This is a genomic window from Geodermatophilus sp. SYSU D00700, from assembly GCF_054050255.1.
The window spans coordinates 1-23678 of record NZ_JBJGZA010000046.1 but is presented as its reverse complement, the minus strand read 5'-3'; the positions used below and the strand labels follow the sequence as shown (position 1 = coordinate 23678).

Here is a 23678-nt window from a genome sequence, read left to right as displayed (position 1 = left end):
GGTCACCTGGTCGTGGCGCGGCCGCCGTCGACGGGGATGACGGCGCCGGTGACGTACGCGCCGGCCCGGCTGGACAGGTAGACGACGACGCCGGCCATGTCGTCGGGACGGCCGATGCGGCCCAGCGGCGAGCTGGCGGCGATCTCGGCGCCGCGCGTGGCAAGGGTGGCGGCCATCATCTTCGACTCGAACGGCCCCGGGGCGACGGCGTTGACGGTGATCCGGCGCGGCCCGAGCTCCTTGGCGAGGTGGCGGGTGAGCTGGTGCACCGCGGCCTTGCTCGACGAGTACGCGTAGGTGGGCAGCACCGGCACCTGCAGTCCGTCGATGCTGCCGACGTTGACCACGCGGGCCGGGTCGTCGTCGGTGGCGGCGGCCTCCAGCAGCGGGACCATCGCGCGGGTGAGGAAGAACGGCGCCTTGACGTTGAGGTCGAGCACCTTGTCCCACGCCGCGGCGGGGTAGGTCTCGAACGGCTCGCCCCAGGTGGCACCGGCGTTGTTGACCAGCACGTGCACCCGCTCCTCGCGGTGGCCGACCTCCTCCGCCAGGCGCACGCACTCGGCCTCGGTGCTGACGTCGGCGGGGATCGACTCCACCCGGCCGAACGCCGACAGCTCGGCCACCGCCTGCTCCCCGGCCTCGGGCTTGCGGGAGCTGACGTAGACCGAGGCGCCGGCCTGCAGCAGCCCGCGCGCCATCATCAGGCCGATGCCGCGGGTGCCGCCGGTGACGACGGCGACCTTCCCGGTGAGGTCGAACAGGTCCACGCGGTTCCTCCTGGGGTCGATCGACCGAGTGACCCGGGCGACCCGGACCGTCGGCCGTCCGGCCACTGTGCCAGCCTCTGTCCCCGTGAACGCCACGGCCCCCGCGTCCCTGGGCGTGACGAGCGAGGTCGGCCCGCTCCGGACGGTGATCCTGCACCGTCCCGGCGCCGAGCTGCGCCGGCTCACCCCGCGCAACAACGACCAACTGCTGTTCGACGGCGTCCCGTGGGTGGCGCGCGCGCAGGAGGAGCACGACGCCTTCGCCGAGGCGCTCACCGGCCGCGGCGTCGAGGTGCTGTACCTGGGCCGGCTGCTGGCCGAGGTGCTCGACGACGCCGAGGCACGTGCGGAGCTGATCGCCGCCGCCGTCGACGACCCCCGGCTGGGCGCCACCCTCAAGAACGCGGCGACCGCCCACCTCGCCGACCTCCCGCCCGAGGAGCTGGCCGGCACCCTCATGGGCGGGCTGGCCCACGACGAGCTGCGCGGCGGCCGCGGCCTGGCCTACCAGCTGATGGACCGGTCGGACTTCGTCGTCCCGCCGCTGCCCAACCTGCTGTTCACCCGGGACTCCTCGGTGTGGGTCGGCGACCAGGTGGCCATCACCTCGCTGGCGATGCCGGCGCGGCACCGGGAGAGCACGATCCTGCGCGCGATCGCCACCCACCACCCGCGCTTCGCCGGCAGCGGCCAGCTCTACGACGCCTCGCTCGAGCACCTCGAGGGCGGCGACGTCCTGCTGCTGGCGCCCGGGGTGCTGGCCGTGGGCGTCGGGGAGCGGACGACGCCGGGCGGTGCCGAGCGGCTGGCCCGCCGGGTGTTCGCCCGCGGCCTGGCGCACACCGTGCTCGTGGTCCCGATCGCGCAGGAGCGAGCGACGATGCACCTGGACACGATCGCCACGATGGTCGACGTCGACGCGATGGTCATGTACCCGGCGGTGGCCGACTCGCTGGTCGCCTGGACGGTGACCGCCGGCGAGCAGCTCCCCGACGACGCCGACACCGTCGACCTCGCCGTGCGCGGGCCGCAGCCGTTCGTGGTCGCGGCCGCCGAGGCCATGGGCATCGACCGGCTGCGCGTCATCGACACCGGCCTGGACCCGGTCACCGCCGAGCGCGAGCAGTGGGACGACGGCAACAACACCCTCGCCCTGGCGCCGCGGCTGGCGGTGGCCTACGAGCGCAACACGGTGACCAACGCGGCGCTCGAGGCGGCCGGCATCGAGGTGGTGCGGATCGCGGGCTCCGAGCTGGGCAGCGGCCGCGGCGGGCCGCGCTGCATGTCCTGCCCCGTCTGGCGCGACCCGGTCGAGTGACCGGCACGGGCACCGGGACCGGTCGGCGCGCCGGCCGCATCGCGGGGCTCGGCGGCGGCCTGGTCGGCTGGCTGGTCTTCGTCGAGTTCACCAGCGGCGTGCTGCAGGGCTACTACGTCCCGCTGCTCACCGACGTCGCCCGGCACCTCGACATCAACGACGCCGACGTCAACTGGCTCGAGGCCGCCCAGCTGATGCTGTCGGCGATCGCGGTGCCGGTGCTGGCCAAGCTCGGCGACCTGCACGGCCACCGCCGGATGCTGCTGGTCTCGGCGGCGATGACCGCGGCGGCGACGGTGGCCCTGGCGTTCGCGCAGGACTTCGGCGTCTTCCTCGTCGCCTGGGCGGTGCAGGGCGTCTACTCCGCCTGGCTGCCGCTGCAGGTCGCGCTCATCCACTCCCGGTCGCGCGGCCGGCCCGACGCGGCGGCGAGCACCCGCCGGGCCACCGGCATGATCGTCGCCGCGCTGCAGGCCGGCGCGATCGTGGGCGCCCTCGGCGGCGGGCAGGTCGGCGACGCCCTGGCCGGGCGGTTCTGGCTGGTGCTGCTCGTGCCCGGACTGCTCGTCGTCGGCGTCTGCCTCGTCGTGCTGACCCGCGTGCCGGAGAGCACCGAGCGCGAGGGCGGGGACGTCGACGTCACCGGCGTCGCCCTGCTCACCGTCGTCCTGCTGGTCATCACCGGCGGGCTGACGTTCGTCCGGGTCAACGGCGCCGCTGAGCCGTGGCCCTGGCTGGTGACCGCGCTCGGCGTGCTGCTGGTCGTGCCGTTCGTGCGGTACGAGCTGCGCCGCGACGACCCGCTGGTCGACTTCCGGGTGCTGCGCTCCCCCAGCATGTGGCCGGTCCAGCTCACCGCCGGGCTCTTCGGGGTCAGCGTGCTCGGCGCCCAGGGCCCGCTGTCGACGTTCGCCCGCACCGACCCCGAGGTCTACGGCTACGGCCTGGGCCTGTCGACGAGCGAGGTGTCGATCGTCATCGGCGGGTACGTGGTGTCGATGCTGGTGGGCGCCAGCCAGTTCTCGCGGGTCTCGCAGCTGACCACCCCGCGGGTCACGCTCATCGGCGCGGCCGGGCTCACCGGCCTCGGCTACCTGCTGCTGGTGCCGCTGCACGACACGCTGCCGCAGGTCCTCGGGGCGATGGTGATCGCGGGCCTCGGCTCCGGCGCGCTGGTCGCGGCGCTGCCGGCCGCGGCCGCCGCGGCGGCACCGCCCGGGCGCACCGGCGTCGCCACCGGGCTGACCAACACGACCAAGGTGCTGGGCGGGAGCTTCGCCTCCGCCGTGTTCGCCGTCGCCCTGGCCGCCGGGTCGGTGGGCACCGCAGGCTCCCTGGCGGGCTACGTCACGGTGTGGGTCGTCTGCGGGGCGACGGCGTGGCTGGCCGCGCTGTCGCTGGTGTTCGTGCCGCGGCTGGCGTTCTCCGACCGGCCGGAGGCCGCGGGCGTGCGGGAGGTGGCGTGAGGGTCGCGCCGGCCGTCGCCGGCTGTGCCGCCGCGGTCGCGGTCACGGCCGCGCGCCGGGTCGCCCGGTTCCGTCCCGTCGAGGACCCCGTCCCGCCCGCGGACGACACGGGCCTGGACGCCGATGCCGCCGCGGCCCGCCTCGCCGAGCTCATCCGCATCCCGACCGTCTCCTCGCGCGACCCCGCACAGGTCGACGCCGCCGCCTTCGGGCGGTTCCGGGACCGGCTGGGCGAGCTGTACCCGCACACGCACCGGGTGCTCGAGCGCGAGGTCCTCGGCGACGGGGCGCTGCTCTACCGCTGGCGCAGCGGCACCGACCGTCCGCCGCTGGTGCTCATGGCGCACCACGACGTCGTCCCGGTCACCGGCCAGGCCTGGACCCGCGACCCGTTCTCCGGCGCGATCGAGGACGGCTGCGTGCACGGCCGCGGCGCCATCGACGACAAGGGCTCGCTGGTGGCCGTCCTCGAGGCGGTCGAGTCGCTGACCGCGGCCGGCCACACCCCGGCGCGCGACGTGTACGTCTTCTCCAGCAACGACGAGGAGGTCCTCGGCGTCGGCGCGGAGCTGGCCGTGCAGGCGTTCCGCGACCGGGGCATCGTGCCGTGGGCGGTGGTCGACGAGGGCGGCGCCGTGGTGACCGGCGCCTTCCCCGGCGTCGCCGGGCAGATCGCCGTCGTCGGACTGGCCGAGAAGGGCCTGCTCGACTGCGAGCTGCTCACCACCGACCCGGGCGGGCACGCGTCCTCGCCGACCCGGGGCGGCGCGCCCGCCCGGCTCGCGCGCGCCGTCCTCCGGCTGGACGCCGCACCCTTCCCGGCGCGGCTGCACGACGTCGTGCTGGGGATGGTCGACGCCGCCGGCCGGCACGCCGCGGGTCCGCACCGGGCGCTGTTCGCGCACGCCGGCGCCCTGCGGCCGCTGCTGGCGCGGGCGCTGGCGCGGGCCAGCCGCGAGGCCAACGCGCTGGTGCGCACAACCGTGGCGGTCACCGAGCTGGAGGGCAGCGGCGCGCGCAACGTGCTGGCCACCCGGGCGCGGGCGCACCTGAACGTGCGCATCGCGCTGGGCGAGACGGTGCAGTCGACCGTGGAGCGGCTGCGCCGGGTGGTCGCCGACCCCTCGGTCGAGGTGCGCGTGCTCTCGGGCACCGACCCCTCACCGGTGTCGCGGACCGACAACGACGCCTACGCAGCGCTCGGCGCCGCGGTGCGGGCGGTGTACCCGGAGGCGGCTGTGGCGCCGTACCTCATGGTGCAGGCCAGCGACGCCCGGCACTTCGCGCAGATCAGCGACAGCGTCTACCGGTTCATGCCCTTCGACCTCTCGCGGGCCGAGCTCGACGCGCTGCACGCCGCCGACGAGCGCATCACCGTCGCCGCCCTGCACCGGGGCGCGGTCTTCTTCCGGCACCTGATCCGCTCGCTCTGAGCACAGGACACCCTCCCCGGGGAGATGTCCCGAGCGCAGTCGTGCTCTGCCCACCATGTGGACCAGAGCACGAAGGGGGAGCCACCCAGGTGGGCCTGCGGACGGTCGTGCTCTGCCCACAATGCGGACCAGAGCACGACCGTGCGCGAGGACTACCCGGGCGCCGGCGGGTCAGCGCAGCGTGACCTGACGGGAGAGCAGGCCGGCGCGGGCGCGGCGCTCGTCGGCGGTCAGCGGGCCGGTCGCGGCCAGCGCCTCCTCCAGCCGGGTGCCGAACTCGGCCGCCGGGCCGTTCCAGTCCTGCGCGGGGGTGTCGGCAGGCAGGTCCCACACCGGCACGACCAGCCCGTGCGCCCGGAACGCGCCGGCGTAGCGGGTCCCCTCGCCGAGCAGGAGCTGCTCGGCCGCGGAGAGCCGGGCCAGCGCGTCGAGCAGCGGCTCCTCGGCCTCGGGCCGCACCCAGCGCAGGTGTGCCCGCTCGTTGCCCGGGCGCACCCAGTACGCCGCACCCAGGCCGTCGAGCCGCTCGGTGGGCAACACCGCCTCGTTGGCCTGCTGCAGACCGGCCCGGGCGGCCGGACCCGCGTCGGTGCCCTCCAGCCAGAAGCCGAAGTCCTCGTGCACGGTCACCTCGAGCGGCGCGGAGAGGTCGAGCAGCTCCTGCAGCCGCGGCCCCGAGGAGCCGGCGGCGCCGATGGGACCCGGGTCGACCGGCGCGCCGGCCGGTGCCTCCAGCGCGGCGGCCAGGGCCGTGCCGAGGTCGCGGCTGACGTCGTCGGAGGAGGCGGTGAGCTGGACCCCGAGCAGGATCTCGCCGCTGCTGCGCACCAGCGCCGGCGCCCCGCCGGGCAGCACGCTGGCGAGGGTGACGTCGCGACCGTCGGCGGTCTTCAGCGGCGCGGTGGCGGCGGGCACCAGCTCGCGCAGTGCCACCCAGTCCGGCTCGCCGGGCAGGCCCTCGAACGGGCGGGTCACCGGCGGCGCGTAGCCCGAGCCGTGGCAGTGCTTGTACCGGCGGCCGGACCCGCACGGGCAGGGGGCCTTGGGGTTGACCCCCTCCTCGGTGCGGGCGGGCGCGGGACGACGGCGGGTCGCGGATCGAGCCATGCGGCCCAGCGTATGTGGGCCCCGGACGGGCGCCCGTGACGCCTAGGCTCGGCAGCCGTGACCAGCCCGGCGCCGCCGCTCGACCTCACCGACCCGGCCGTCGTCGCCGACCCCTACCCCGCCTTCGCCGCCGCCCGGGCCGCCGCGCCGGTGCAGCGGCACGAGGGCCTCGGGCTGTGGCTGGCGTTCACCCACGCGGAGAGCAACGCCGTCCTGCGCGACCGCCGGCTGGGCCGGATCTGGCGGGACCGCACGCCGGAGGAGCGCTTCGGCTCGTTCAACCTGATCCACCGCAACGCCCTGCTGGAGATGGAGCCGCCCGAGCACACCCGGCTGCGCCGGCTGGTCAGCGCTGCCTTCGCGCGCGGGCACGTCGAGCGGCTGCGCCCGTGGGTGCAGCAGCTGGCCGACTCCCTCGTCGACGCGCTGGTCGAACGGTCCGGCGGGACGGCGGAGGTCGACGTCCTCTCGGGGATGGCCGAGGAGCTGCCCGTCGCCGTCATCGCCGAGCTGCTCGGCGTGCCGCAGGCCGACCGGCCACTGCTGCGGCCGTGGTCCAACGCGATCGTGAAGATGTACGAGTACGGCCGTACCGAGGCCGTCGAGGACGCCGCCGAGCGCGCCGCCGCGGAGTTCGTCGGCTACCTGCGCGGGCTCGCCGCCGAGCGCCGCCGCAGCCCCGGCGAGGACCTGCTCACCCACCTGGTCACGGTGCGCGACTCCGACGGCGACCGGCTCACCGAGGACGAGCTGGTCACCACCTGCATCCTGCTGCTCAACGCCGGCCACGAGGCGACGGTCAACGTCAGCGGCAACGGGCTGCTGGCGCTGCTCGAGCACCGCGACCAGCTCGCCCGGCTGCGCGCCGACCCCGCCCTGCTGCCGACGGCGATCGAGGAACTCATGCGCTTCGACTCACCGCTGCAGCTGTTCGAGCGCACCGCGACCGAGGACATCGAGGTCGGCGGGGTCACCGTGCGGCAGGGTGAGAAGGTCGCCGCCCTGCTCGGCGCGGCCAACCGCGACCCCGCCGTCTTCGCAGATCCCGACCGGCTCGACGTCGGCCGCACCGACAACCCGCACATCTCCTTCGGCGCGGGCGTGCACTTCTGCATCGGGGCACCGCTGGCGCGGGTGGAGCTGCAGGCCTCCTTCGGCGCGCTGCTGCGCCGCACCACCGACCTGCAGCTCGCCCGGCCGGCGCGGCGGCGTCCCGAGTTCGTCATCCGCGGGCTGGCCGAGCTGCCCGTCGTCCTGACCCGGTAGTGGCGGGCAGCCCGGGGCCGGCCGGCACCGCGGAGGTGCTCGCCCGGCTGCACGGGCTGTCCGACCCCGCACGCCTGGAGGGCATGGCCCGGTACGGCATCGGCGGCGCGCACGCCCTGGGCGTCACGGTCGCCGAGCTGCGGACCCTCGCGAAGGAGCTCGGCCGCTCCCACGAGCTGGCCGCCGGGCTGTGGGACTCCGGCGTCCACGAGGCCCGCATCCTCGCGAGCCTGGTCGAGGAACCGGCGGCCGTCGACGCGCGGCAGCTCGACGCGTGGGCGGCGGAGTTCGACTCGTGGGACGTGTGCGACCAGGTCTGCCAGAACCTGATCCGGCACACGGCGTTCGCCTGGGACCGGGCGCTCGAGTGGAGCGAGCGGCCCGAGCCGTTCGTCAAGCGGGCCGGCTTCGCCGTGATGGCCGGGCTCGCGGTGGCGGACAGGAGCTCGGACGACGACCGGTTCGAGTCGTTCCTGCGGGCGGTCGCCGAGCGGGCCGACGACGACCGGCCCATCGTCCGCAAGGGCGCGAGCTGGGCACTGCGGCAGATCGGCAAGCGCAGCCCCGGCCTGCACGCCCGCGCGGTCGAGACGGCGCGAGGGCTCCGGTCGGGCGGGCGCGGTGCCCGCTGGGTCGGCGCGGACGTGCTGCGCGAGCTGGAGCGGCGTCCTCCCCGGCCGAGCCACGCGGCGGAGGCGGACCGGTGACGTCGCGCCGGGACGCGGCGCCGGCCGCCCTGGTCGAGGACGTCGGTCCCGCGCTGCTGCGCACCGCCGTCCTGCTCACCGGGGACCGGCGGGCGGGCGAGGACCTGGTGCTGGGGGCCCTGCTCCGCGCCCGGCGCCGGTGGCCGGCCTTCGTGCGGTCGGCCGACCCGCCGGCCGCGCTGCGGGAGCTGCTCGTCGACGTCCACCTGGGCCGGCGACGCGGGGCGGCGGCGCAGGTGGTCGCCGACGTCCCCGACCCCCTCCCCGACGGGCGGGCCGAGGAGCTGCGGACGGCCTTGCAGGCGCTGGAGCCCCGGGTGCGGACGGCGCTGGTCCTGCGGCACGCCGACGACCTGCCCGAGGAGCAGGTGGCGCGGCTGGTGGGCGGCCCGGTCGGCGCGGTGCGCGACGACCTCGCCCGCGGCCGGGCGGCGCTGGCCGCGGCCGGCGCGGACGGCGGCGCCGCGCTCACCGCCCGCCTGCACGCCCTGGCCGGCGAGCTGACCTGGCCGGACCCGACCGTGTCCCCGGACGCGGTCGCCGCCGCGTACCGCCGGCAGCGGCGCGCCCGCGCGGGCGTCCTCGTCGCGGCGGCGCTGGTGGCCGGGGTGCTGCTGGCCGGAGGACCGGCCGCCGTCCGGTCGCTGACGACGGCCTCCGGCGAGGCGACCGCCGTGAGCCCGGACGATCAAGCGGCGAGCCGGGGAGCCGTCGAGGAGCTGGTCGTCGAGCCCCGCCTCGAGGCCGCCGTCGCCCGGCTCGGCGCGCCGCTGACCCTCACCTCCCCCGCCGAGTGGGACCGGTGGCTGCCCGGGGGCCGGGCCGACGAGGAGGCGCCGGAGGACGACGACGGCTGCCCGCCGCTGGCCGACCGGCTCACCGCGGCGCTCGGGGTGCCGATGGACCACCGGGCCGGCGCGCTCCCGCGGGGCCCGGTGGGCTGCACGTGGAGCCCGGGTCCGGTGCGGCTGTCGGAAGGCGGCCCCTACGACTACGCGCAGGTGGTCGGCGTCGGCTTCGTCGCGGACCCGGACGGGACGGCGATCGACCGGCTGCGGACCGCCCTGCTCCCCGGGGCCGCGCGCCGCGACGAGCCGTGCCTCGCGGCCGACGTCCCCGGCGGCGGCGCACTCATCGGCTGCACCGGCACGGGCGGGCTGTCCACGACGCCGCTGGTGCTCGCCGTCCCCGACGCGCGCGGGGCGGGGTTGTGGGTCCTGTCGGCCAGCGTGCAGCACGGAGCCGGGCGGTCGGCGGCGGAGGTGCTGGCCGTCCTGGTGGAGGCGGTGCGCACGGTCTACGGCTGACGACGCCGCCCGGGGCGGACGGTTCCGTCCACCGCGTGTGGAACGTGAGCGGCGTCACTGGCACGATGCCGCCATGCGCGGGCTCATGCAGGACTTCCCTCTCACGATCGACGCGATCTTCCGCCACGTCGAGCAGCACTACGGCGACGGGACGATCGCGACCAACAGCCCCACCGGGGTCCACCGGGTGACCTACGCGGAGTGGGCCGAGCGCACCCGGCGGCTGGGTGGCGTCCTGGACACGCTGGGGATCAGCGCCGACGGCCGGGTGGGCACCTTCGGCTGGAACAGCCAGCGCCACCTGGAGCTGTACTTCGCCGCGCCGTCGACCGGCCGGGTCCTCCACACGCTCAACATCCGGCTGTTCCCCGAGCAGCTGACCTACATCGCCAACCACGCCGAGGACGAGGTCGTCTTCGTCGACCGCACGGTGCTGCCGCTGCTGTGGCCGCTGATCGACACGATGAAGACCGTCCGGCACGTGGTGGTCATGGACGACGGCGGCGACAACGAGATCCCCGACGACCCCCGGGTCGCCGACTACGAGGCGCTGCTGGCCGAGGCCTCCCCGGTCGAGTTCCACGTCACCGACGAGAACAGCGCCGCCTCGATGTGCTACACGTCGGGCACCACCGGCAACCCCAAGGGCGTCGTCTACTCGCACCGCTCGACGTGGCTGCACACCATGGGCGTGCTGCAGCCCAACGCCTTCGGCCTGAGCATCCGCGACGTCGCGATGCCGGTCGTGCCGATGTTCCACGCCAACGCCTGGGGCATCGCCCAGGCCGCCCCGGCCGCCGGCTCCTCGCTGGTCATGCCCGGCCCGATGATGCAGCCCGAGGCGCTGGCCAAGCTGATCGTCGAGGAGGGCGTCACCTTCACCGCCGGCGTCCCGACCATCTGGCAGGGCGTGCTGCCGCACCTGGCCGGCAAGCCGCACAAGCTGCGCGACATCGGCTGCGGCGGCTCGGCGGTGCCCAAGGCCCTCTCCGAGGCCTACCGCGAGCAGGTCGGGCTGCCGATCCTGCAGGCCTGGGGCATGACCGAGACCCACCCGGTCGCCTCCTCGGGCATCCTGCCGCCCCGCTTCGACGACCTCGACGACGCGGCCAAGGCCGACCAGCGCGCCCGCGCCGGCATCCCGTTCCTCGGCGTGGAGGCCCGCATCGTCGACGCCGACTCGCTGGAGCCGCAGCCGTGGGACGACAAGGCCACCGGCGAGCTGCAGGTCCGCGGCCCGTGGTGCGCGCAGGACTACTACAACCCCGACGCCGGCGTCGTCCTGACCACCGACGACGGCTGGATGCGCACCGGTGACGTGGCGGCGATGGACGCCTTCGGATCGATCCGGATCGCCGACCGCACCAAGGACCTCATCAAGTCCGGCGGCGAGTGGATCAGCTCGGTCGACCTGGAGAACGCGATCATGAGCCACCCGAAGGTGAAGGAGGCCGCCGTCGTCGGCATCCCGCACCCCAAGTGGGACGAGCGGCCGCTGGCCTGTGTCGTGCTCAAGGAGGGCGAGACCGCCACCGAGCAGGAGATCCTCGACCACCTCCGGCCGCAGGTGGCCAAGTGGTGGATGCCCGACGCCGTCGAGTTCATCGACGAGGTGCCCAAGACCAGCGTCGGCAAGTTCTCCAAGAAGGACCTGCGCTCCCGCTTCGCCGACCACCCCGTCTCGGGCTGAGGTCCGCCGCGCCCGGTCCGTGCCCGTCCGCGGACCGGGCGCGGACCGGGCGCGGACCGGATCAGCGCACGAAGGCCGGCCCGCCGGTCTCGCTCACCATCGGCCGACCGGCCGCCTCCCACCCGCCCATGCCGTCACCGACGTTCACCGCGTCGTAGCCGTTGTGGTTCAGCCAGGCCGCCACCCGCGCCGAGCGGCCGCCGCTGCGGCAGACGACGTAGAGCGGGTCGGCGTCGGGGACCTCGCCGAGCCGCGCGGGGACCTCGCCCATCGGGATGTGCGTGGCGCCCTCGGCGTGGCCGGCGATCCACTCGCCGTCCTCGCGGACGTCGAGCAGCACCGCGTCCTCGGGGACCTCGGCGGCGGACACGGTCGGGACCTGCTGCGGCATCACGCCGCCCATGGTCCCAGGCCCGGCGGGTGCGGGCCGGGCTGCGCGGGGGCCGGCCCCGACAGGCACGCGTCCCCGGTCCGGCGCCGACGCGGTTCGTGCACGTACCGCGCCCTGAGGACCCCGCCGGGCGCGGTACGTGCACGGAACGCGGTCCGGCGTCGACGGCGGGGCCGCCGCGCACGGCACCCGGCGCGCGGACCGCGCTTCCCGCGGGGGCTGGGAGGATGGGGGCGATGTCCGCTCCCCTCGCGCCCCCGGTCCACGAGCCGGCCTGGTCGCTGTCGCGCTCGGCGATCTGGCTCTGGGTGACCGAGGGCGTGATCGGCACCCTCGTCTACGGCGTGCTGGTGGGCCTCGGGGTGCTCCTGGTGCCCGCGTCGGCGGGCGGCCCGGTGCCGGTGCTGCGCTGGCTGCTGCCGCTGCTGGTCGCCGTGTACGCCGTCGTGGCGATCGGCATCCGCCCGTGGATCCGGTACCGCGTGCACCGGTGGGAGGTCACCGCGGAGACCGTGCACACCCTCACCGGCTGGCTGACCCGCACCTGGACGCTGGTGCCGGTCGCCCGTATCCAGACCGTCGACGTCACCCGGGGTGTCCTGCAGCAGCTCTACGGCCTGGCCAGCGTCGCGGTGCTCACCGCCTCCTCGCAGGGCACCGTGCGGGTGCCGCACCTCGAGGTCGCCGTGGCCGAGCGGGTCGCCGAGGACCTCGCCCGCCGGGCCGAGCAGGTGCGGGACGAGGCGACGTGAGCGAGCCCGCGTCACCGCCGCCGTTCCCGCAGCAGTTCCCGGCACCGTTCCCGGCCCAGCTCCCACCGCCGGTGCCGCCCGGGGACGCCGCGGCCGCCGCGGCCCGCCGCACCTCGCCCCTCGTGGTCCTGGTGCACACGGTCACCTTCAAGCAGGCCCGGCAGGTGGTGCCGGCGGCGATCCCCGTCGTGGCCGCGGTCGGCATCGACGGCCCGGGCGTCGTCGCCGCGCTGGTCGTGGTCGTGACGGCGCTGTCGCTGCTGTTCGCGGCGTTGACCTGGTGGCGCACGACCTACGCCGACACCCCGTCGGCGGTGGTCGTCACCCGGGGCCTGCTGGCCCGGTCGGTGCGCACGGTGCCCAACGACCGCATCCGCGGGGTCGAGGTCGAGGCGCCGGCGCTGCACCGGCTGTTCGGGCTCGTGCGGGTCCGCATCGACGCCGCGGCGGGGACGGCGACCGGCGGCGACGAGGAGGTCGTCGTCGACGGCGTCCCGCGGGCCGAGGGCGACCGGCTGCGCGTCTCCGTGCTCACCCACCGCCGCGCGGCCCGGCCGGCACCGGCGGACGTCGATCCCTCGGCACCGCCGGTGGAGCCCGCGGAGGAGGAGCTGGCCCGCTTCGACCCGCGGTGGCTGCTGTACGCGCCCCTGGTCGCCAGCTATCTCGCGGTGCCGCTGGCCGCGGTCGGCGCGCTCTCCCGGCTGCTGCAGGAACTGCCCCGCGACCTGCGGCCCGACCTCGACGGCCCCGACCTCAGCGACGTGCGCGTCCTCGCCGTCGCCGTCGCCGTCGGCCTGGTGCTGCTGGCCGTCGGCGCGGTGCTCGGGGCGGCGGTGGTCAACTGGGGCTTCCGGCTGGTGCGCCGCGGCGGGTCGCTGAGCGCCGTCCGCGGGCTGGTCACCCGCCGGCACACCGAGCTCGAGGTCGACCGGATCCGCGGCGGCACGCTGGCCGAGGGGCTGGGCATGCGGGCGGTGCGGGCCGCCCGGGTCAACGCCCTGGTCACCGGGCTGGGCGCGGCCAGCCGGCGCGGGCAGCTGTTCCCGCTCGGGCCGCGGGCGGAGGCCGTCCGGCTGCTGGGCCTGCTGGTCGACGACCCCGGGCCGCTGACCGCCCACCCACCGGCCGCGCGGCGCCGCGCCGTGGTGCGGGCGGTGGTCACGGGGCTCGCCGTCGCCGCGGCCGGCGCGTGGCTGCAGGCGGCCACCGGGTTCTGGGGCCTGCTCGCCGTCGGGGGCGTCCTCACCGTGCTCGGCGTGCCGCTGGGCCTGGGCCGCTACGCCGCGCTCGGGCACACGGCCGGCCCGCGGTCGTTCAGCGTGCGCAGCGGGCTGCTGGTGCGGGAGCAGGCGGTGCTGCAGCGGCGGGCCGTCGTCGGCTGGCAGGTGCGCCAGACGTGGTTCCAGCGCCGGGCCGGCCTGGCCACCGTCGTGGCCTGCGTGGGCGCGGGCACCGGCGGCTACGCGGCGGTGGACATGGCCGCCGCCGACGTCGCGGCGTTCACCGCTGCGGCCTCCGGGCCCTGGGCCACCGCGCACGGTCCCCGGGACCGCCCCGCCGGCTGACCCTCGCGCGTCGCTGGCCCGCCGGGGCCAGTTCACCGGAACCGGCGCGTGTCGATCATCCCGTCGGGTAGCCGGGGCGCGATGACGACCGCGCCGCGGCACGTCCGCCGCTCAGCCCGGCCCGCCGGTCCCCGTGCCGAGACCGACGCGGCCGGCGAGTGCCGCGGCCTCGACCCGGGTGGCCACCCCGAGGCTCCGCAGCAGCGCGGCGACCAGCCGCTTGGCGGTCCGCTCGGACACGTGCAGCGTGGTGGCGATGTCGACGGTGCTGGTGCCCTCGGCCACCAGCCGCCACAGCCGCCGCTCGTCGCTGGTCAGCCGGTCGGCGACGCCCTGTTCCCCGGTGGGGGCGGCGTCGTCGAGCAGCTGGCGCAGCAGTGCCTCGGGGACGACCGACCAGCCGTCGAGGACCGCCAGCAGCGGCCGGACCAGGTGCTCGGGGTCGGCGGTCTTGGGCAGGAACCCGGCCGCGCCCGCGCGCAGCGCCTCCAGGGCGGCGTCGGCCTCGGCCAGCCCGGACAGCGCCACGACCCGCACCACCGGGTCGGCACGGCGGATCGCGGCGATCGCCCGCACGCCCCCGGGCGGTGGCATGTGCAGGTCGACGACGGCGACGTCGGCGTGGTGCCGGCGGACCATCGCCGCGGCCGCGGAGGCGTCGTCGGTGGTGGCCACGACGCGGACCCGGCCGTCGCTGACCCCGGGCAGCAGCAACGACAGCCCCCGGCTGAACAACGGGTGGTCGTCGACGACCACCACGTCCACGTGCTCCTGACGCTCAGTCCCGGCGTCGGTCCCCACGACCCTCCCCACCCGGCCCGTCGCTCGGCGTGCCGGCCGAACGCACCCGGAGGTGCCCGTGACCCTGGCTCCCGACACCCCCCGTACCGCCCGGACCGGTTCCCCCTGGCTGCTCACCGACCTGGCCCGGGTGGTGCGCGACCACGTCGTCCGCGCCGCCCGGGGGGCACGTCCCGAGTCGGAGCCGCCGCCCACACCCGAGGGTGCCCTGCTCGCGGCCATGTGTCACGACATGCGGAGCCCGCTGGCCTCGCTCGAGGCGCTGCTCGGCACGCTCGACCGCACCGCCGACGGCCGTGAGGTGCTCGCGCTGGCCCGCGCCCAGACCGCGCACCTGTCCTCGATGCTGCGCACCGCCGACGCCAGCGCCGGGGCGACGCGGCGCGCCGCGGGCGGCCGGCTGCTCGGCGACGTCGTCCGCGCGTCCGTCGCGGCCTCGGGCCTTCCCGCCGGGCAGCTGACCCTGGCCCTGCACGACCGGGCCTGCGGGGTGGGGGTGGCCGACGCGCGGGTGCAGCGGATCCTCACCAACCTGCTGGAGAACGCCCACCGGCACGGGGACGGCGCGGCGGTGCTGCTCTGCGTGACCTGCCGGGGCGGCTGGGTCCTCCTGGCGCTGACCCAGGACGTCGCCCGTCCCGACCGGGTCGTGCAGTACCTGCGCCCGGGCACCCCGCCGGTCGACCTCACCGGGCTGGGGCTGTGGTCGGTGCAGCGACACGCCCGCGACCTGGGAGGGCGGGTGACCTGGGCGGTCACCGAGGTCGGGCTGACTCTCCGCGTGGAGCTCCCCGACCGCTGAGCGGGGGCCCCGGGAGGCCTCTGTCGCGCGCTGATGGCTGCGGATCGGTCCCGACGAACGGAATGGCACCGAGGGGCCAGGGGACGGCACCGGTGGGCCACCGCCCGCGGGCAGGTCCGGGGTGTCACCGCAGCCGCGGTGTCGCGACGACGCAGCCATGCCCGACGTGAGGGAGAGCCCGTGTTCACGCACACCCACGCCCTGCAGTACGAGGCCAAGCCCGACGGTCCGGACCCGGACTTCGCCCGCAAGATGCAGGAGATCCTCGGCGGTCAGTGGGGCGAGATGACCGTCGCCACCCAGTACCTGCTGCAGGGCTGGAACTGCCGACTGCCCGGCAAGTACAAGGACATGCTCCTCTCGATCGGCACCGAGGAGCTGGCCCACGTCGAGATGATCATCACGATGATCGACCGGCTGCTCGACCACGCGCCGCTCAAGCCGGACTCGGCCGACCGCACCAAGGAGGCCGCCGCCGGCTACGGGCAGCACAACCCGCAGCACCTCATCCAGAACGGCCAGGCGGCGTCGTACATGGACAGCATGGGCAACCCGTGGACCGGCGCCTACGTGACCGCCAGCGGCAACCTCATGGCGGACTTCTACTACAACGCCACCGCCGAGATGCAGGGCCGGCTGCAGGTGGCCCGGCTCTACAACATGACCGACGACCCGGGCGTGAAGGACCTGCTGCGCTTCCTCATCACCCGCGACCACATGCACCAGCAGCAGTGGCTGGCCGCCGTCGAGCAGCTCAAGGAGGACGGCCTCGAGGGGCTGCCCGTGCCCGAGGCCTTCCCGCTGGACGAGGAGGTCGGCGACCTGGGCTACACCTTCATCCAGGCCTCCGACGGGCCCGAGGCCGCCAACGGCCGGTGGGCCTCCGGACCCTCGATCGACGGCCGGAGCACCTTCCGCGCCGCGGCCATCGAGGCCACCGCCGACGGCCCGACGCTTCCCCCGGGCGACCCGCGGCTCTACAGCACGCCGCAGACCGAGGCGCACACGATGCTGCAGAAGGCCAAGGACCTCCTGAAGTGACGTCCTGACGTCGAACCACCGCGCCGTCGCCGTGCCGGTGGCCGGGCCGTCCCGCGGTCCGGCCGCCGGCCCGGCGGGCGCACGCCGATGACCCGGCACCCCCCACGGAGGCCCCCGTGCACCTGCCCACCCCCGCCGTCGTGCTGACGGCGGTCTACACCGCGGCGGTCGCCGTCGCCGTCGCCGGCGCCCTCGCCGGCTCGGCCCGCGAGGCGCTCGCCGGCCTGGTCGTCCTCACCGCCCTCGCCGCCCGCTGGACGGTGCGCCGCTCGCGCCGTGCGGTCCCCTCGACCGGGGCCGCCGTCGCGACGGTCGACGCCGCCCTGCCCGACGCACCGCTGGCCGACCCGGCACCCGCCGTCCGGGCCGCCTGATCCCGGTCCCCGGGGCGATGATCAGGTGACCTGATCGTCGGGCGTCCTCCCCCACCGCGCACCGTGAGGGAGGACGCCCGGAGGTGAGGGAGGACGCCGCGCCGGGCCGGGAGACGCGCGAGGCGCGCGCCCCCGCAGGGGACGCGCGCCTCGACACGTGAGGTGCTGGAACGGCCCCCGTGCCGAACCTGGCACGGAGGCCCTTCCTCAGTGCTGGACGGCCTTCTCCGCCCCGATCCCGGTGAGCGAGCGGACCTCGAGCTCGGCGTTCTTGTCGAGGTCCGGCTTCTCCTTGGACAGCACCGTGCCCAGCCAGCCGAGGAAGAACGACAGCGGGATGGACACGATGCCCGGGTTGTTCAGCGGGAACCAGGAGAAGTCGGCGTCCTGGAGCAGCGACGGCGACAGCCCCGTGGCCGGGTTGACCGGCGCTCCCGAGACCACCGGGGAGAAGATGATCAGCACGATGCAGGTGATCAGCCCGCCGTACATCGACCACAGCGCGCCCTGGGTGGTGAACCGCTTCCAGAAGAGCGTGTAGAGGATCGTCGGCAGGTTCGCCGAGGCCGCCACCGCGAACGCCAGCGCCACGAGGAAGGCGATGTTCAGCCCGGCCTGCAGCGCCAGGATGCCCAGGCCGATCGAGATCGCCCCGATGACGACGGCGGTGATGCGGGCGACCCGCACCTCGCCGTTGGGCGGCACGTTGCCCTTCTTGATCACCGATGCGTAGACGTCGTGGGCGAAGGACGCCGACGCGGTGATGGTCAGGCCCGCGACCACGGCGAGGATCGTCGCGAACGCGACCCCGGCGATGATGCCGAGCAGGATCGTGCCGCCGAGCTCGAAGGCCAGCAGCGGGGCGGCGGAGTTGACCGCACCAGGCGCACCGAGGATCCGCTCGGGGCCGACCAGGGCGCCGGCGCCGTACCCGATCACCAGGCTGAACAGGTAGAAGACACCGATCAGCCAGATGGCCCAGACCACCGAGCGGCGGGCGTCCTTCGCCGTCGGCACGGTGTAGAAGCGCATCAGCACGTGCGGCAGGCCCGCCGTCCCGAGGACCAGGGCCAGGCCGAGGGAGACGAAGTCCAGCTTCGAGGTGTTCGTGGCGCCGTACTGGGCCCCCGGGGCGAGGACGTCGCGGCCCTCCACGGCGTTGGCCTGGGCCCCGCCGAGCAGCTCGGACACGTTGAACCCGAACTCCGCCAGCACCCACAGCGTCATCACCAGTGCGCCCGCGATGAGCAGCGAGGCCTTGATGATCTGTACCCAGGTGGTGCCGCGCATGCCGCCGACGAGCACGTAGATGATCATCAGCGCGCCGACCAGGACGACGACCAGCGCCTGCGCGGCCTCGCCGGTGACCCCGAGCAGCAGGGTGACCAGACCGCCGGCACCCGCCATCTGCGCCAGCAGGTAGAACAGCGACACGGCCAGCGTCGAGATCGCCGCCGCGGTGCGCACCGGCCCCTGCCGCATCCGGAAGGCCAGGACGTCGGCCATGGTGAACCGCGCGGTGTTGCGCATCAGCTCGGCCACCAGCAGCAGCGCCACCAGCCAGGCGACGAGGAAGCCGATCGAGTACAGGAAGCCGTCGTAGCCGTAGACGGCGATGGCGCCCGCGATGCCGAGGAACGACGCCGCGGACAGGTAGTCGCCCGCGATGGCCAGGCCGTTCTGGGTGCCGCTGATGTTGCGGCCGGCGGCGTAGTAGTCCGCGGCGCTCTTATTGTTCCGGCTGGCGCGGAAGGTGATGACCAGCGTGACGAGCACGAACGCGCCGAAGATCGAGATGTTGACGGCCGGGCTGCCGATCGTGGCGTCGGCGGCGAGCAGCTCAACGGACACGCCGGGCCCCCTTCGACAGGTCGGCGCCGCCCGCGGCCGTGTGCGCGCCGCCCCCGGCGTACTCGTGGTGCTCGAGCCGCTCGCGCATCTCGTCGGCGATCGGGTCGGTGCGCCGGTTGGCGTGCGCGACGTAGAGGTGCGTGATCACGAACGTCGAGACGAACTGCCCCAGCCCGAGCAGCAGCCCGATGTTGATGTTGCCGACGACCCGGGTGTCCATGAAGTCCGGCGCGTAGGTCGACAACAGCACGTAGAGCAGGTACCAGGCCAGGAAGGCCACCGTCATCGGGAACGCGAAGCGACGGAAGCGCCGGCGCAGCTCGGTGAACTCCGGCGAGTCCTGCGCCTGCCGGTACTCCTCAGGCGTCAGCAACCGCCGTTCGGCGGGATCGGTCACGGGTGGCCCCCTCGTAGCGGACGTCGTCGATCTGTGACGGCGCTCACCCTAAGTGGTGGGCGGTCGGGTCGCGAACGACCGCCGCGGAGCCGTGACCTGAGCTTCTGCGGTCCGTAACGCCGCGGGAACCGGAGGGCGGTGCGATGGGGCATGACCGCAGCGGGGTCCACGGCGACCGCACCCCCGACGGCCTGCTCCCCGGTGTCCGGCGTCCCCGACCCCGTGCTGGAGCACGCCTGGCACCCGGTCGCCCTCTCGCGTGACCTGCGGCCGGGCGGCTGGCTGCAGGTGCGCCTCCTGGGACGGACCTGGCGGCTGCACCGCGACGCCGGCGGTCTGGCGACCGACCCGCCGGCGTGGGGGGTGCGGGAGCGGCTCGGCGTCGTCTGGCTGGCGCCCGCGCGTCCGCGGGACGTCCCGCCGGAGCTGCCCGGGCACGCGGACCGGCGGTTCGTCCGCCGCTGGCTGCCGCCCGCCCGGTCGGCGGGTCCGGCCGGTCCGCTGGCCGACACGCTGCTCGACCTGGCGCGCTCCCCCTCCGGGCACGCGGCGGCCTCCGTCCTCCGGGCGCCGTTCCCCGTGCGGCTGCGGCTGGACCTGCCCGCCACCGGAGCGGCGCGGACGGTGCTCCACCTGCTGCACCCCGAGGACGCCGACTCCACCCGCGTCTACACCTGCCTGTTCCTGGCCGCCGGGCACGGCCGCCCGCTGCCCGCGCCGGACGACGTCGCCGCGGAGGTCGCCCTCCAGGAGCGGGTGCTCGCCGAGGCCCTCGCCCGCCACGCGCGACCGGCCGCCTACGCCTTCGGGCGATGCCCGCACACCTCACCGGGCGGTGCCCGACCCCACGCTGCAGGGTGAGGTCGGGCACCGCGCGCCGCGGGCCGGTCGTGGACCCGCCCCTACGCGGCGGGCAGCTCCTCGCCGCACGCGGCGCAGACGGTCGGCGGGTCCTCGTCGGCCACCCGGCCGCACGCCGGGCACACCCGGTGCAGCCAGCACGCGGGGTCCCCGCCCTCGTCCGCGCCGCGGTCCAGGGCGACCGGCCGGGGACCGGCGCCCACCCCCGCGGTGAACGTCGCGAGCGCGTCCAGCACGCCGGCGCGGCGCTCCCCCGGCACCGCGGCCAGGGCGGCCCGCAGCTCGGTCAGCCGCAGCCGGTCGTAGCGGTCGAGCAGCTCCTCGCCGGCCGGGGTGAGCCGCAGGCTGACCGCGCGCCGGCTGGCCGGTGAGGGCCGGCGGTCGACGAGCCCGGCGGTGACCAGCCGGTCCACCAGCCGGCTGGTGGTGGAGACGCCGCCGCCCGCGCCCCGGGCCAGCTCGGCGAGCGGGACGTCGGGGCACCGGCGCAGGACGGTGAGCGCCCGCAGCTGCACCACCGAGACCGGTCCGAGCGCCGACGCCGCCCGTGTGGAGATCCCCACGACGGCCCGTGCCAGGCCGAGCAGGACCTCGTCCCCGTCCACGACCCCTCCCAGAGTGTTGCAGCACAGCAACAGTTGGCCTGGTGCACCGGTGGTGGGGTGACCGTACGGCACCGGACCCCGAGACGGGGAAGAAGAGAAGGACCCGCACCGCGATCACGATCCCCGCCGCGCTGGTCCTGGCGCTGTGCGCCTGCAGCGCCGAGGAGCGGCTGTCGGTCCCCGGACCCGTGGTGTCCGGCGGCGCGGTCGGCCCGGACGCCGCCGTGACCGGTGACCTGTCGGTCCTGCAGGTCCAGGTCGAGTACCCGGTCGACGGGGTGTACGAGGAGGGCGAGGACGCCCGGCTCTTCCTCGGCATCGCCAACAGCGGCGGCACCGCCGACAGGCTGGTCGACGTCCGGGGCGAGGGCTTCGCCGACGCCGTCGACGGGGACGGCGGCGGCATCGACGTCCCCGTCCCGGCCGACGACGACGTCTACGTCGGTGCCGAGGGCGCGCCGACGATCACGCTCCTGGACCTCGAGCGGTCGCTGCGGTCGTCGCAGTCGGTCCCGCCGGCGAGGTCACCGTCGGCGCGATGGTCGCCGCCGAGGGCCGGACACCCGCCCCGCCGTTCGACTTCCCCGCCCCCGCCGACGACGTCAGTCCGTGACGACGGCCTCCCTCCGGCGTCCGGCCACCGCGCCGCGGCGGCTGGGATGCTGGAGGGCGTGCCGTCCCTCTCCGGTGACCGCGGCCGAGCCCGTCGCCGCCTCGCCCTGACCGCCGCGACCCTCGCCGTGCCCGCCGGCTTCCTCGGCCGCGCCCTGTGGGGCCTGCCGACGGCGATCGGTGCCGGACGGCGGGAGATCCGCCCCACCGTCGCCGGCTCCCCGCAGTGGTCGGAGGGCAGGTTCCACAACACCCTCCCGACGCCTGCGCTGCCGCCGCCCAACGCCCGCCGCGCGCTGCTGCGGCAGTGGCACGACGACCGGCACGTCGGCCTGCCCGGCGGTCCGGTGCCGCTGGCCCGCCCGGAGATCCCCGCCGACGCCGGCGACCTCGCCGTGACCTGGTTCGGGCACTCCAGCGCGCTGCTCGAGGTCGACGGCGCCCGGGTGCTCGTCGACCCGGTGTGGGCGTTCCGCGTGTCGCCGTCGCCGGTGTTCGGCCCGACCCGGCTGCACGAGCCGCCGGTGCCGCTGGAGTCGTTGCCGCGGGTCGACGCGGTGCTCGTCTCGCACGACCACTACGACCACCTCGACCTGCCCACCGTGCGTGCGCTGGTCGAGCAGCAGGACGCGCCGTTCGTCGTGCCGCTGGGCGTGGGTGTGCACCTGCGGCACTGGGGCGTGCCCGCCGAGCGGGTCGTCGAGCTGGACTGGGACGGGTCCGCCACGGTCGGCGACCTGACCATCACCTGCACCGAGGCGCGGCACTTCTCCGGTCGCTACCTCACCCGGGACACCACGCTGTGGTCGTCGTGGGTGGTCTCCGGGCCCCGGCACCGGGTCTTCTTCGGCGGGGACACCGGCTACACGCCCGCCTTCGCCGGCATCGGCGCCCGGCTGGGCCCGTTCGACCTGACCCTGCTCCCGATCGGCGCCTACAACCAGGCGTGGGCGCACGTGCACATGGACCCCGAGGAGGCGGTGCGCGCGCACGGCGACCTGGGCGGACAGGTGCTGCTGCCGGTGCACTGGGCGACGTTCAACCTGGCCTTCCACCGCTGGGCCGAGCCGGTCCAGCGGCTGCTCGCCGCGGCCGCCCGCTCGGACGTGCAGGTCCTCGTCCCGCGGCCGGGACAGCGGGTCGACGTGCTGGCGCCGCCGCCGCTGGAGGACTGGTGGACCGCCGTCGGCTCGGCCGAACCCGGTTCGGTGGACGACGGCGGCGCGGGCAGCGCGACGATCGCCCGGCTGGCGGCCTGGCGGGCCTCGCGCGCGGGCTGAGGCCGGTCAGCGCAGCAGCTTCGACATCCGCCGGTCGGCCAGCGGCTTGCCGCCGGTCTGGCAGGTCGGGCAGTACTGCAGCGAGGTGTCGGCGAAGCTGACCTCGCGCACGGTGTCGCCGCACACCGGGCAGGGCAGGCCGGTGCGGGCGTGCACCCGCAGCCCCGAGCGCTTCTCGCCCTTCAGCGTCGCCGCCGCCTGCCCGACCTGGCGTTCCAGGGCGTCGGTCAGCGTCGCGCGGACGGCGTCGTACAGGCGCACCACCTCGTCGTCGCCGAGCTTGTCGGCCATCTTGAACGGCGACAGCCGCGCGGCGTGCAGGATCTCGTCGGAGTAGGCGTTGCCGATCCCGGCCAGCAGCGTCTGGTCGGTGAGCGCCCCCTTGAGCTGGCCGGAGCGGCCGCCCAGCAGCCGGGCGAAGGTGTCGCGGTCGACCTCGAGCGCGTCGGGACCGAGCCGGGCGACGCCGGGCACCTCGGCCGGCGACCGGACGACGTACACGGCCAGCCCCTTGCGGGTGCCCTGCTCGGTGAGGTCGAAGCCGTTGCCGTCATCGAGGTGGACCCGCAGGGCGAGCGGCCCCTTGCCGGGCTTCGGGGGCGCGGCGGGCAGGCCGGTGCGCCAGTGCAGCCACCCGGCGCGGGCCAGGTGCACCACCAGGTGCAGGCCGGAGACGTCGAGGTCGAGGAACTTGCCGTGCCGCGCGGCGCCGGTGACCTCCAGGCCGGCCAGCGCCGACAGCGGCGGGTCGAACGTCTTGAGCGCCTGCAGCGCGGTCAGGTCGGTGCGCGCGACCACCCGGCCGACGGCGTTCTCACGGAGGAACGCCGCCAGCGCCTCCACCTCGGGCAACTCGGGCACCCGGCCATGATCCCCGCCGCACCCGCCTCCCGTCGTCCCCCATCGTGTGCACTTCCGCGGAAGTGCACACCGCTGCACACCTCCGTAGCGTCCGGGTCAGGCGGCGGAGGGGAGGCCCGGACGTGACCGAGAGCGGGCAGGGACGGCCGCCGGTGGACGAGACCCGTCCGTCGGCGCAGGAGCAGGACCCGGACGGCGGACCGTCGGTCCCGGCCGACACGGGAGCGGGCATCGGGCTCGGCGAGGCCGACACCTTCGAGCCGGAGGAGTCGCGGCCGGAGGAGGACGCGGAGTAGACCCCCGAGGTGGGGGGGGGGGGGGGGGGGGGGGGGGGGGGGGGGGGGGGGGGGGGGGGGGGGGGGGGGGGGGGGGGGGGGGGGGGGGGGGGGGGGGGGGGGGGGGGGGGGGGGGGGGGGGG

23 protein-coding genes are annotated in these 23678 nt (G+C 75.9%); 15 read left to right on the top strand and 8 right to left on the bottom strand.

The window, feature by feature from the left end:
* Positions 1 to 2: 2 nt before the first annotated feature.
* A complete protein-coding gene (locus ACI79V_RS21755; RefSeq protein ID WP_456892646.1) occupies positions 3 to 770 on the bottom strand; it encodes an SDR family oxidoreductase in 768 nt (255 codons plus the stop codon).
* An 85-nt stretch (positions 771 to 855) separates the two neighbouring features.
* On the opposite strand from ACI79V_RS21755, the gene ACI79V_RS21750 reads away from it, so the two are divergent.
* The 3 genes from ACI79V_RS21750 to ACI79V_RS21740 are packed head-to-tail and all read left to right on the top strand — an operon-like array spanning position 856 to position 4987.
* Entirely contained in the window at positions 856 to 2088 is a 1233-nt protein-coding gene (locus ACI79V_RS21750) for an arginine deiminase (RefSeq protein ID WP_456892644.1), read from the top strand.
* Positions 2085 to 3554 carry an MFS transporter gene (locus ACI79V_RS21745; protein WP_456892642.1) on the top strand — a complete coding sequence of 490 codons (1470 nt, stop codon included), beginning with the start codon at positions 2085 to 2087 and terminating at the stop codon, positions 3552 to 3554. Before ACI79V_RS21750 ends, ACI79V_RS21745 begins: the two co-directional genes overlap by 4 nt.
* Positions 3551 to 4987 carry a M20/M25/M40 family metallo-hydrolase gene (locus ACI79V_RS21740; RefSeq protein WP_456892640.1) on the top strand — a complete coding sequence of 479 codons (1437 nt, stop codon included), beginning with the start codon at positions 3551 to 3553 and terminating at the stop codon, positions 4985 to 4987. Before ACI79V_RS21745 ends, ACI79V_RS21740 begins: the two co-directional genes overlap by 4 nt.
* 171 nt (positions 4988 to 5158) lie before the next feature.
* Here ACI79V_RS21740 and ACI79V_RS21735 read toward each other — a convergent pair whose 3' ends face one another.
* Entirely contained in the window at positions 5159 to 6094 is a 936-nt protein-coding gene (locus ACI79V_RS21735) for a DUF5926 family protein (RefSeq protein ID WP_456892638.1), read from the bottom strand.
* Positions 6095 to 6151: 57 nt separating this feature from the next.
* On the opposite strand from ACI79V_RS21735, the gene ACI79V_RS21730 reads away from it, so the two are divergent.
* The 4 genes from ACI79V_RS21730 (at position 6152) to ACI79V_RS21715 (ending at position 11064) form a co-directional block, all read left to right on the top strand.
* Positions 6152 to 7360, top strand: a complete 1209-nt coding sequence (locus tag ACI79V_RS21730) for a cytochrome P450 (protein ID WP_456892636.1) — start codon at positions 6152 to 6154, stop codon at positions 7358 to 7360.
* The gene (locus tag ACI79V_RS21725; protein ID WP_456892634.1) at positions 7360 to 8067 is read left to right on the top strand and encodes a DNA alkylation repair protein; all 708 of its coding nucleotides are present in this window, start codon (positions 7360 to 7362) and stop codon (positions 8065 to 8067) included. The genes ACI79V_RS21730 and ACI79V_RS21725 overlap by 1 nt, the downstream gene beginning before the upstream one ends.
* On the top strand, positions 8064 to 9374 hold the full coding sequence (locus tag ACI79V_RS21720; RefSeq protein ID WP_456892632.1) for a sigma factor-like helix-turn-helix DNA-binding protein: 1311 nt from the start codon (positions 8064 to 8066) through the stop codon (positions 9372 to 9374). The genes ACI79V_RS21725 and ACI79V_RS21720 overlap by 4 nt, the downstream gene beginning before the upstream one ends.
* Positions 9375 to 9447: 73 nt before the next feature.
* A complete protein-coding gene (locus ACI79V_RS21715) occupies positions 9448 to 11064 on the top strand; it encodes a long-chain fatty acid--CoA ligase (protein ID WP_456877156.1) in 1617 nt (538 codons plus the stop codon).
* A 61-nt stretch (positions 11065 to 11125) separates the two neighbouring features.
* Here ACI79V_RS21715 and ACI79V_RS21710 read toward each other — a convergent pair whose 3' ends face one another.
* Entirely contained in the window at positions 11126 to 11455 is a 330-nt protein-coding gene (locus ACI79V_RS21710) for a rhodanese-like domain-containing protein (protein ID WP_456877170.1), read from the bottom strand.
* A 236-nt stretch (positions 11456 to 11691) separates the two neighbouring features.
* Between ACI79V_RS21710 and ACI79V_RS21705 the strand changes: the two genes are divergently transcribed.
* Positions 11692 to 12207 (top strand): PH domain-containing protein, encoded by a 516-nt coding sequence (locus tag ACI79V_RS21705; RefSeq protein WP_456892630.1) that lies wholly within the window; start codon positions 11692 to 11694, stop codon positions 12205 to 12207.
* Positions 12204 to 13775 (top strand): PH domain-containing protein, encoded by a 1572-nt coding sequence (locus ACI79V_RS21700; RefSeq protein ID WP_456892628.1) that lies wholly within the window; start codon positions 12204 to 12206, stop codon positions 13773 to 13775. Before ACI79V_RS21705 ends, ACI79V_RS21700 begins: the two co-directional genes overlap by 4 nt.
* 111 nt (positions 13776 to 13886) lie before the next feature.
* On the opposite strand, the gene ACI79V_RS21695 is transcribed toward ACI79V_RS21700, so the two are convergent.
* Positions 13887 to 14540 carry a response regulator gene (locus ACI79V_RS21695; protein WP_456877153.1) on the bottom strand — a complete coding sequence of 218 codons (654 nt, stop codon included), beginning with the start codon at positions 14538 to 14540 and terminating at the stop codon, positions 13887 to 13889.
* Positions 14541 to 14634: 94 nt separating this feature from the next.
* On the opposite strand from ACI79V_RS21695, the gene ACI79V_RS21690 reads away from it, so the two are divergent.
* The 3 genes from ACI79V_RS21690 to ACI79V_RS21680 all read left to right on the top strand — a co-directional run bounded on the left by ACI79V_RS21690 (position 14635) and on the right by ACI79V_RS21680 (position 16793).
* Positions 14635 to 15378, top strand: a complete 744-nt coding sequence (locus tag ACI79V_RS21690; protein WP_456877152.1) for a sensor histidine kinase — start codon at positions 14635 to 14637, stop codon at positions 15376 to 15378.
* A 180-nt stretch (positions 15379 to 15558) separates the two neighbouring features.
* Positions 15559 to 16419 carry a manganese catalase family protein gene (locus ACI79V_RS21685; RefSeq protein WP_456877151.1) on the top strand — a complete coding sequence of 287 codons (861 nt, stop codon included), beginning with the start codon at positions 15559 to 15561 and terminating at the stop codon, positions 16417 to 16419.
* A gap of 116 nt (positions 16420 to 16535) precedes the next feature.
* Complete coding sequence (locus tag ACI79V_RS21680) at positions 16536 to 16793, top strand: hypothetical protein (RefSeq protein ID WP_456892626.1); 258 nt, start codon at positions 16536 to 16538, stop codon at positions 16791 to 16793.
* 207 nt (positions 16794 to 17000) lie between these two features.
* Here the strand turns inward: ACI79V_RS21680 and ACI79V_RS21675 are convergent, their stop codons facing one another.
* Both ACI79V_RS21675 and ACI79V_RS21670 read right to left on the bottom strand, forming a co-directional pair.
* On the bottom strand, positions 17001 to 18644 hold the full coding sequence (locus ACI79V_RS21675) for a solute symporter family protein (protein ID WP_456892624.1): 1644 nt from the start codon (positions 18642 to 18644) through the stop codon (positions 17001 to 17003).
* Positions 18634 to 19041, bottom strand: coding sequence for a DUF485 domain-containing protein (locus ACI79V_RS21670; protein ID WP_456892622.1), 408 nt, complete (start codon positions 19039 to 19041; stop codon positions 18634 to 18636). Before ACI79V_RS21670 ends, ACI79V_RS21675 begins: the two co-directional genes overlap by 11 nt.
* A 150-nt stretch (positions 19042 to 19191) precedes the next feature.
* Here ACI79V_RS21670 and ACI79V_RS21665 point away from each other — a divergent pair, with 150 nt between their 5' ends.
* A complete protein-coding gene (locus tag ACI79V_RS21665) occupies positions 19192 to 19902 on the top strand; it encodes a hypothetical protein (protein WP_456892620.1) in 711 nt (236 codons plus the stop codon).
* Positions 19903 to 19943: 41 nt separating this feature from the next.
* On the opposite strand, the gene ACI79V_RS21660 is transcribed toward ACI79V_RS21665, so the two are convergent.
* Entirely contained in the window at positions 19944 to 20507 is a 564-nt protein-coding gene (locus tag ACI79V_RS21660) for a MarR family winged helix-turn-helix transcriptional regulator (RefSeq protein WP_456892618.1), read from the bottom strand.
* A gap of 41 nt (positions 20508 to 20548) precedes the next feature.
* Between ACI79V_RS21660 and ACI79V_RS21655 the strand changes: the two genes are divergently transcribed.
* The gene (locus ACI79V_RS21655) at positions 20549 to 22399 is read left to right on the top strand and encodes an MBL fold metallo-hydrolase (protein ID WP_456892616.1); all 1851 of its coding nucleotides are present in this window, start codon (positions 20549 to 20551) and stop codon (positions 22397 to 22399) included.
* Between the two features lie 6 nt (positions 22400 to 22405).
* On the opposite strand, the gene ACI79V_RS21650 is transcribed toward ACI79V_RS21655, so the two are convergent.
* The gene (locus tag ACI79V_RS21650) at positions 22406 to 23260 is read right to left on the bottom strand and encodes an Fpg/Nei family DNA glycosylase (RefSeq protein ID WP_456892614.1); all 855 of its coding nucleotides are present in this window, start codon (positions 23258 to 23260) and stop codon (positions 22406 to 22408) included.
* A 122-nt stretch (positions 23261 to 23382) separates the two neighbouring features.
* Here ACI79V_RS21650 and ACI79V_RS21645 point away from each other — a divergent pair, with 122 nt between their 5' ends.
* Positions 23383 to 23556: a hypothetical protein gene (locus tag ACI79V_RS21645; protein ID WP_456892612.1), complete on the top strand. Its 174-nt coding sequence runs from the start codon at positions 23383 to 23385 to the stop codon at positions 23554 to 23556.
* Positions 23557 to 23678 lie beyond the last annotated feature (122 nt).

Excerpts from the sequence above, each read along its gene's own strand:
- ACI79V_RS21735 (WP_456892638.1), bottom strand. The coding sequence starts at position 6,094 with ATGGCTCGATCCGCGACCCGCCGTCGTCCCGCGCCCGCCCGCACCGAG.
- ACI79V_RS21715 (WP_456877156.1), top strand. The coding sequence starts at position 9,448 with ATGCGCGGGCTCATGCAGGACTTCCCTCTCACGATCGACGCGATCTTC.
- ACI79V_RS21710 (WP_456877170.1), bottom strand. The coding sequence starts at position 11,455 with ATGCCGCAGCAGGTCCCGACCGTGTCCGCCGCCGAGGTCCCCGAGGAC.
- ACI79V_RS21705 (WP_456892630.1), top strand. The coding sequence starts at position 11,692 with ATGTCCGCTCCCCTCGCGCCCCCGGTCCACGAGCCGGCCTGGTCGCTG.
- ACI79V_RS21665 (WP_456892620.1), top strand. The coding sequence starts at position 19,192 with ATGACCGCAGCGGGGTCCACGGCGACCGCACCCCCGACGGCCTGCTCC.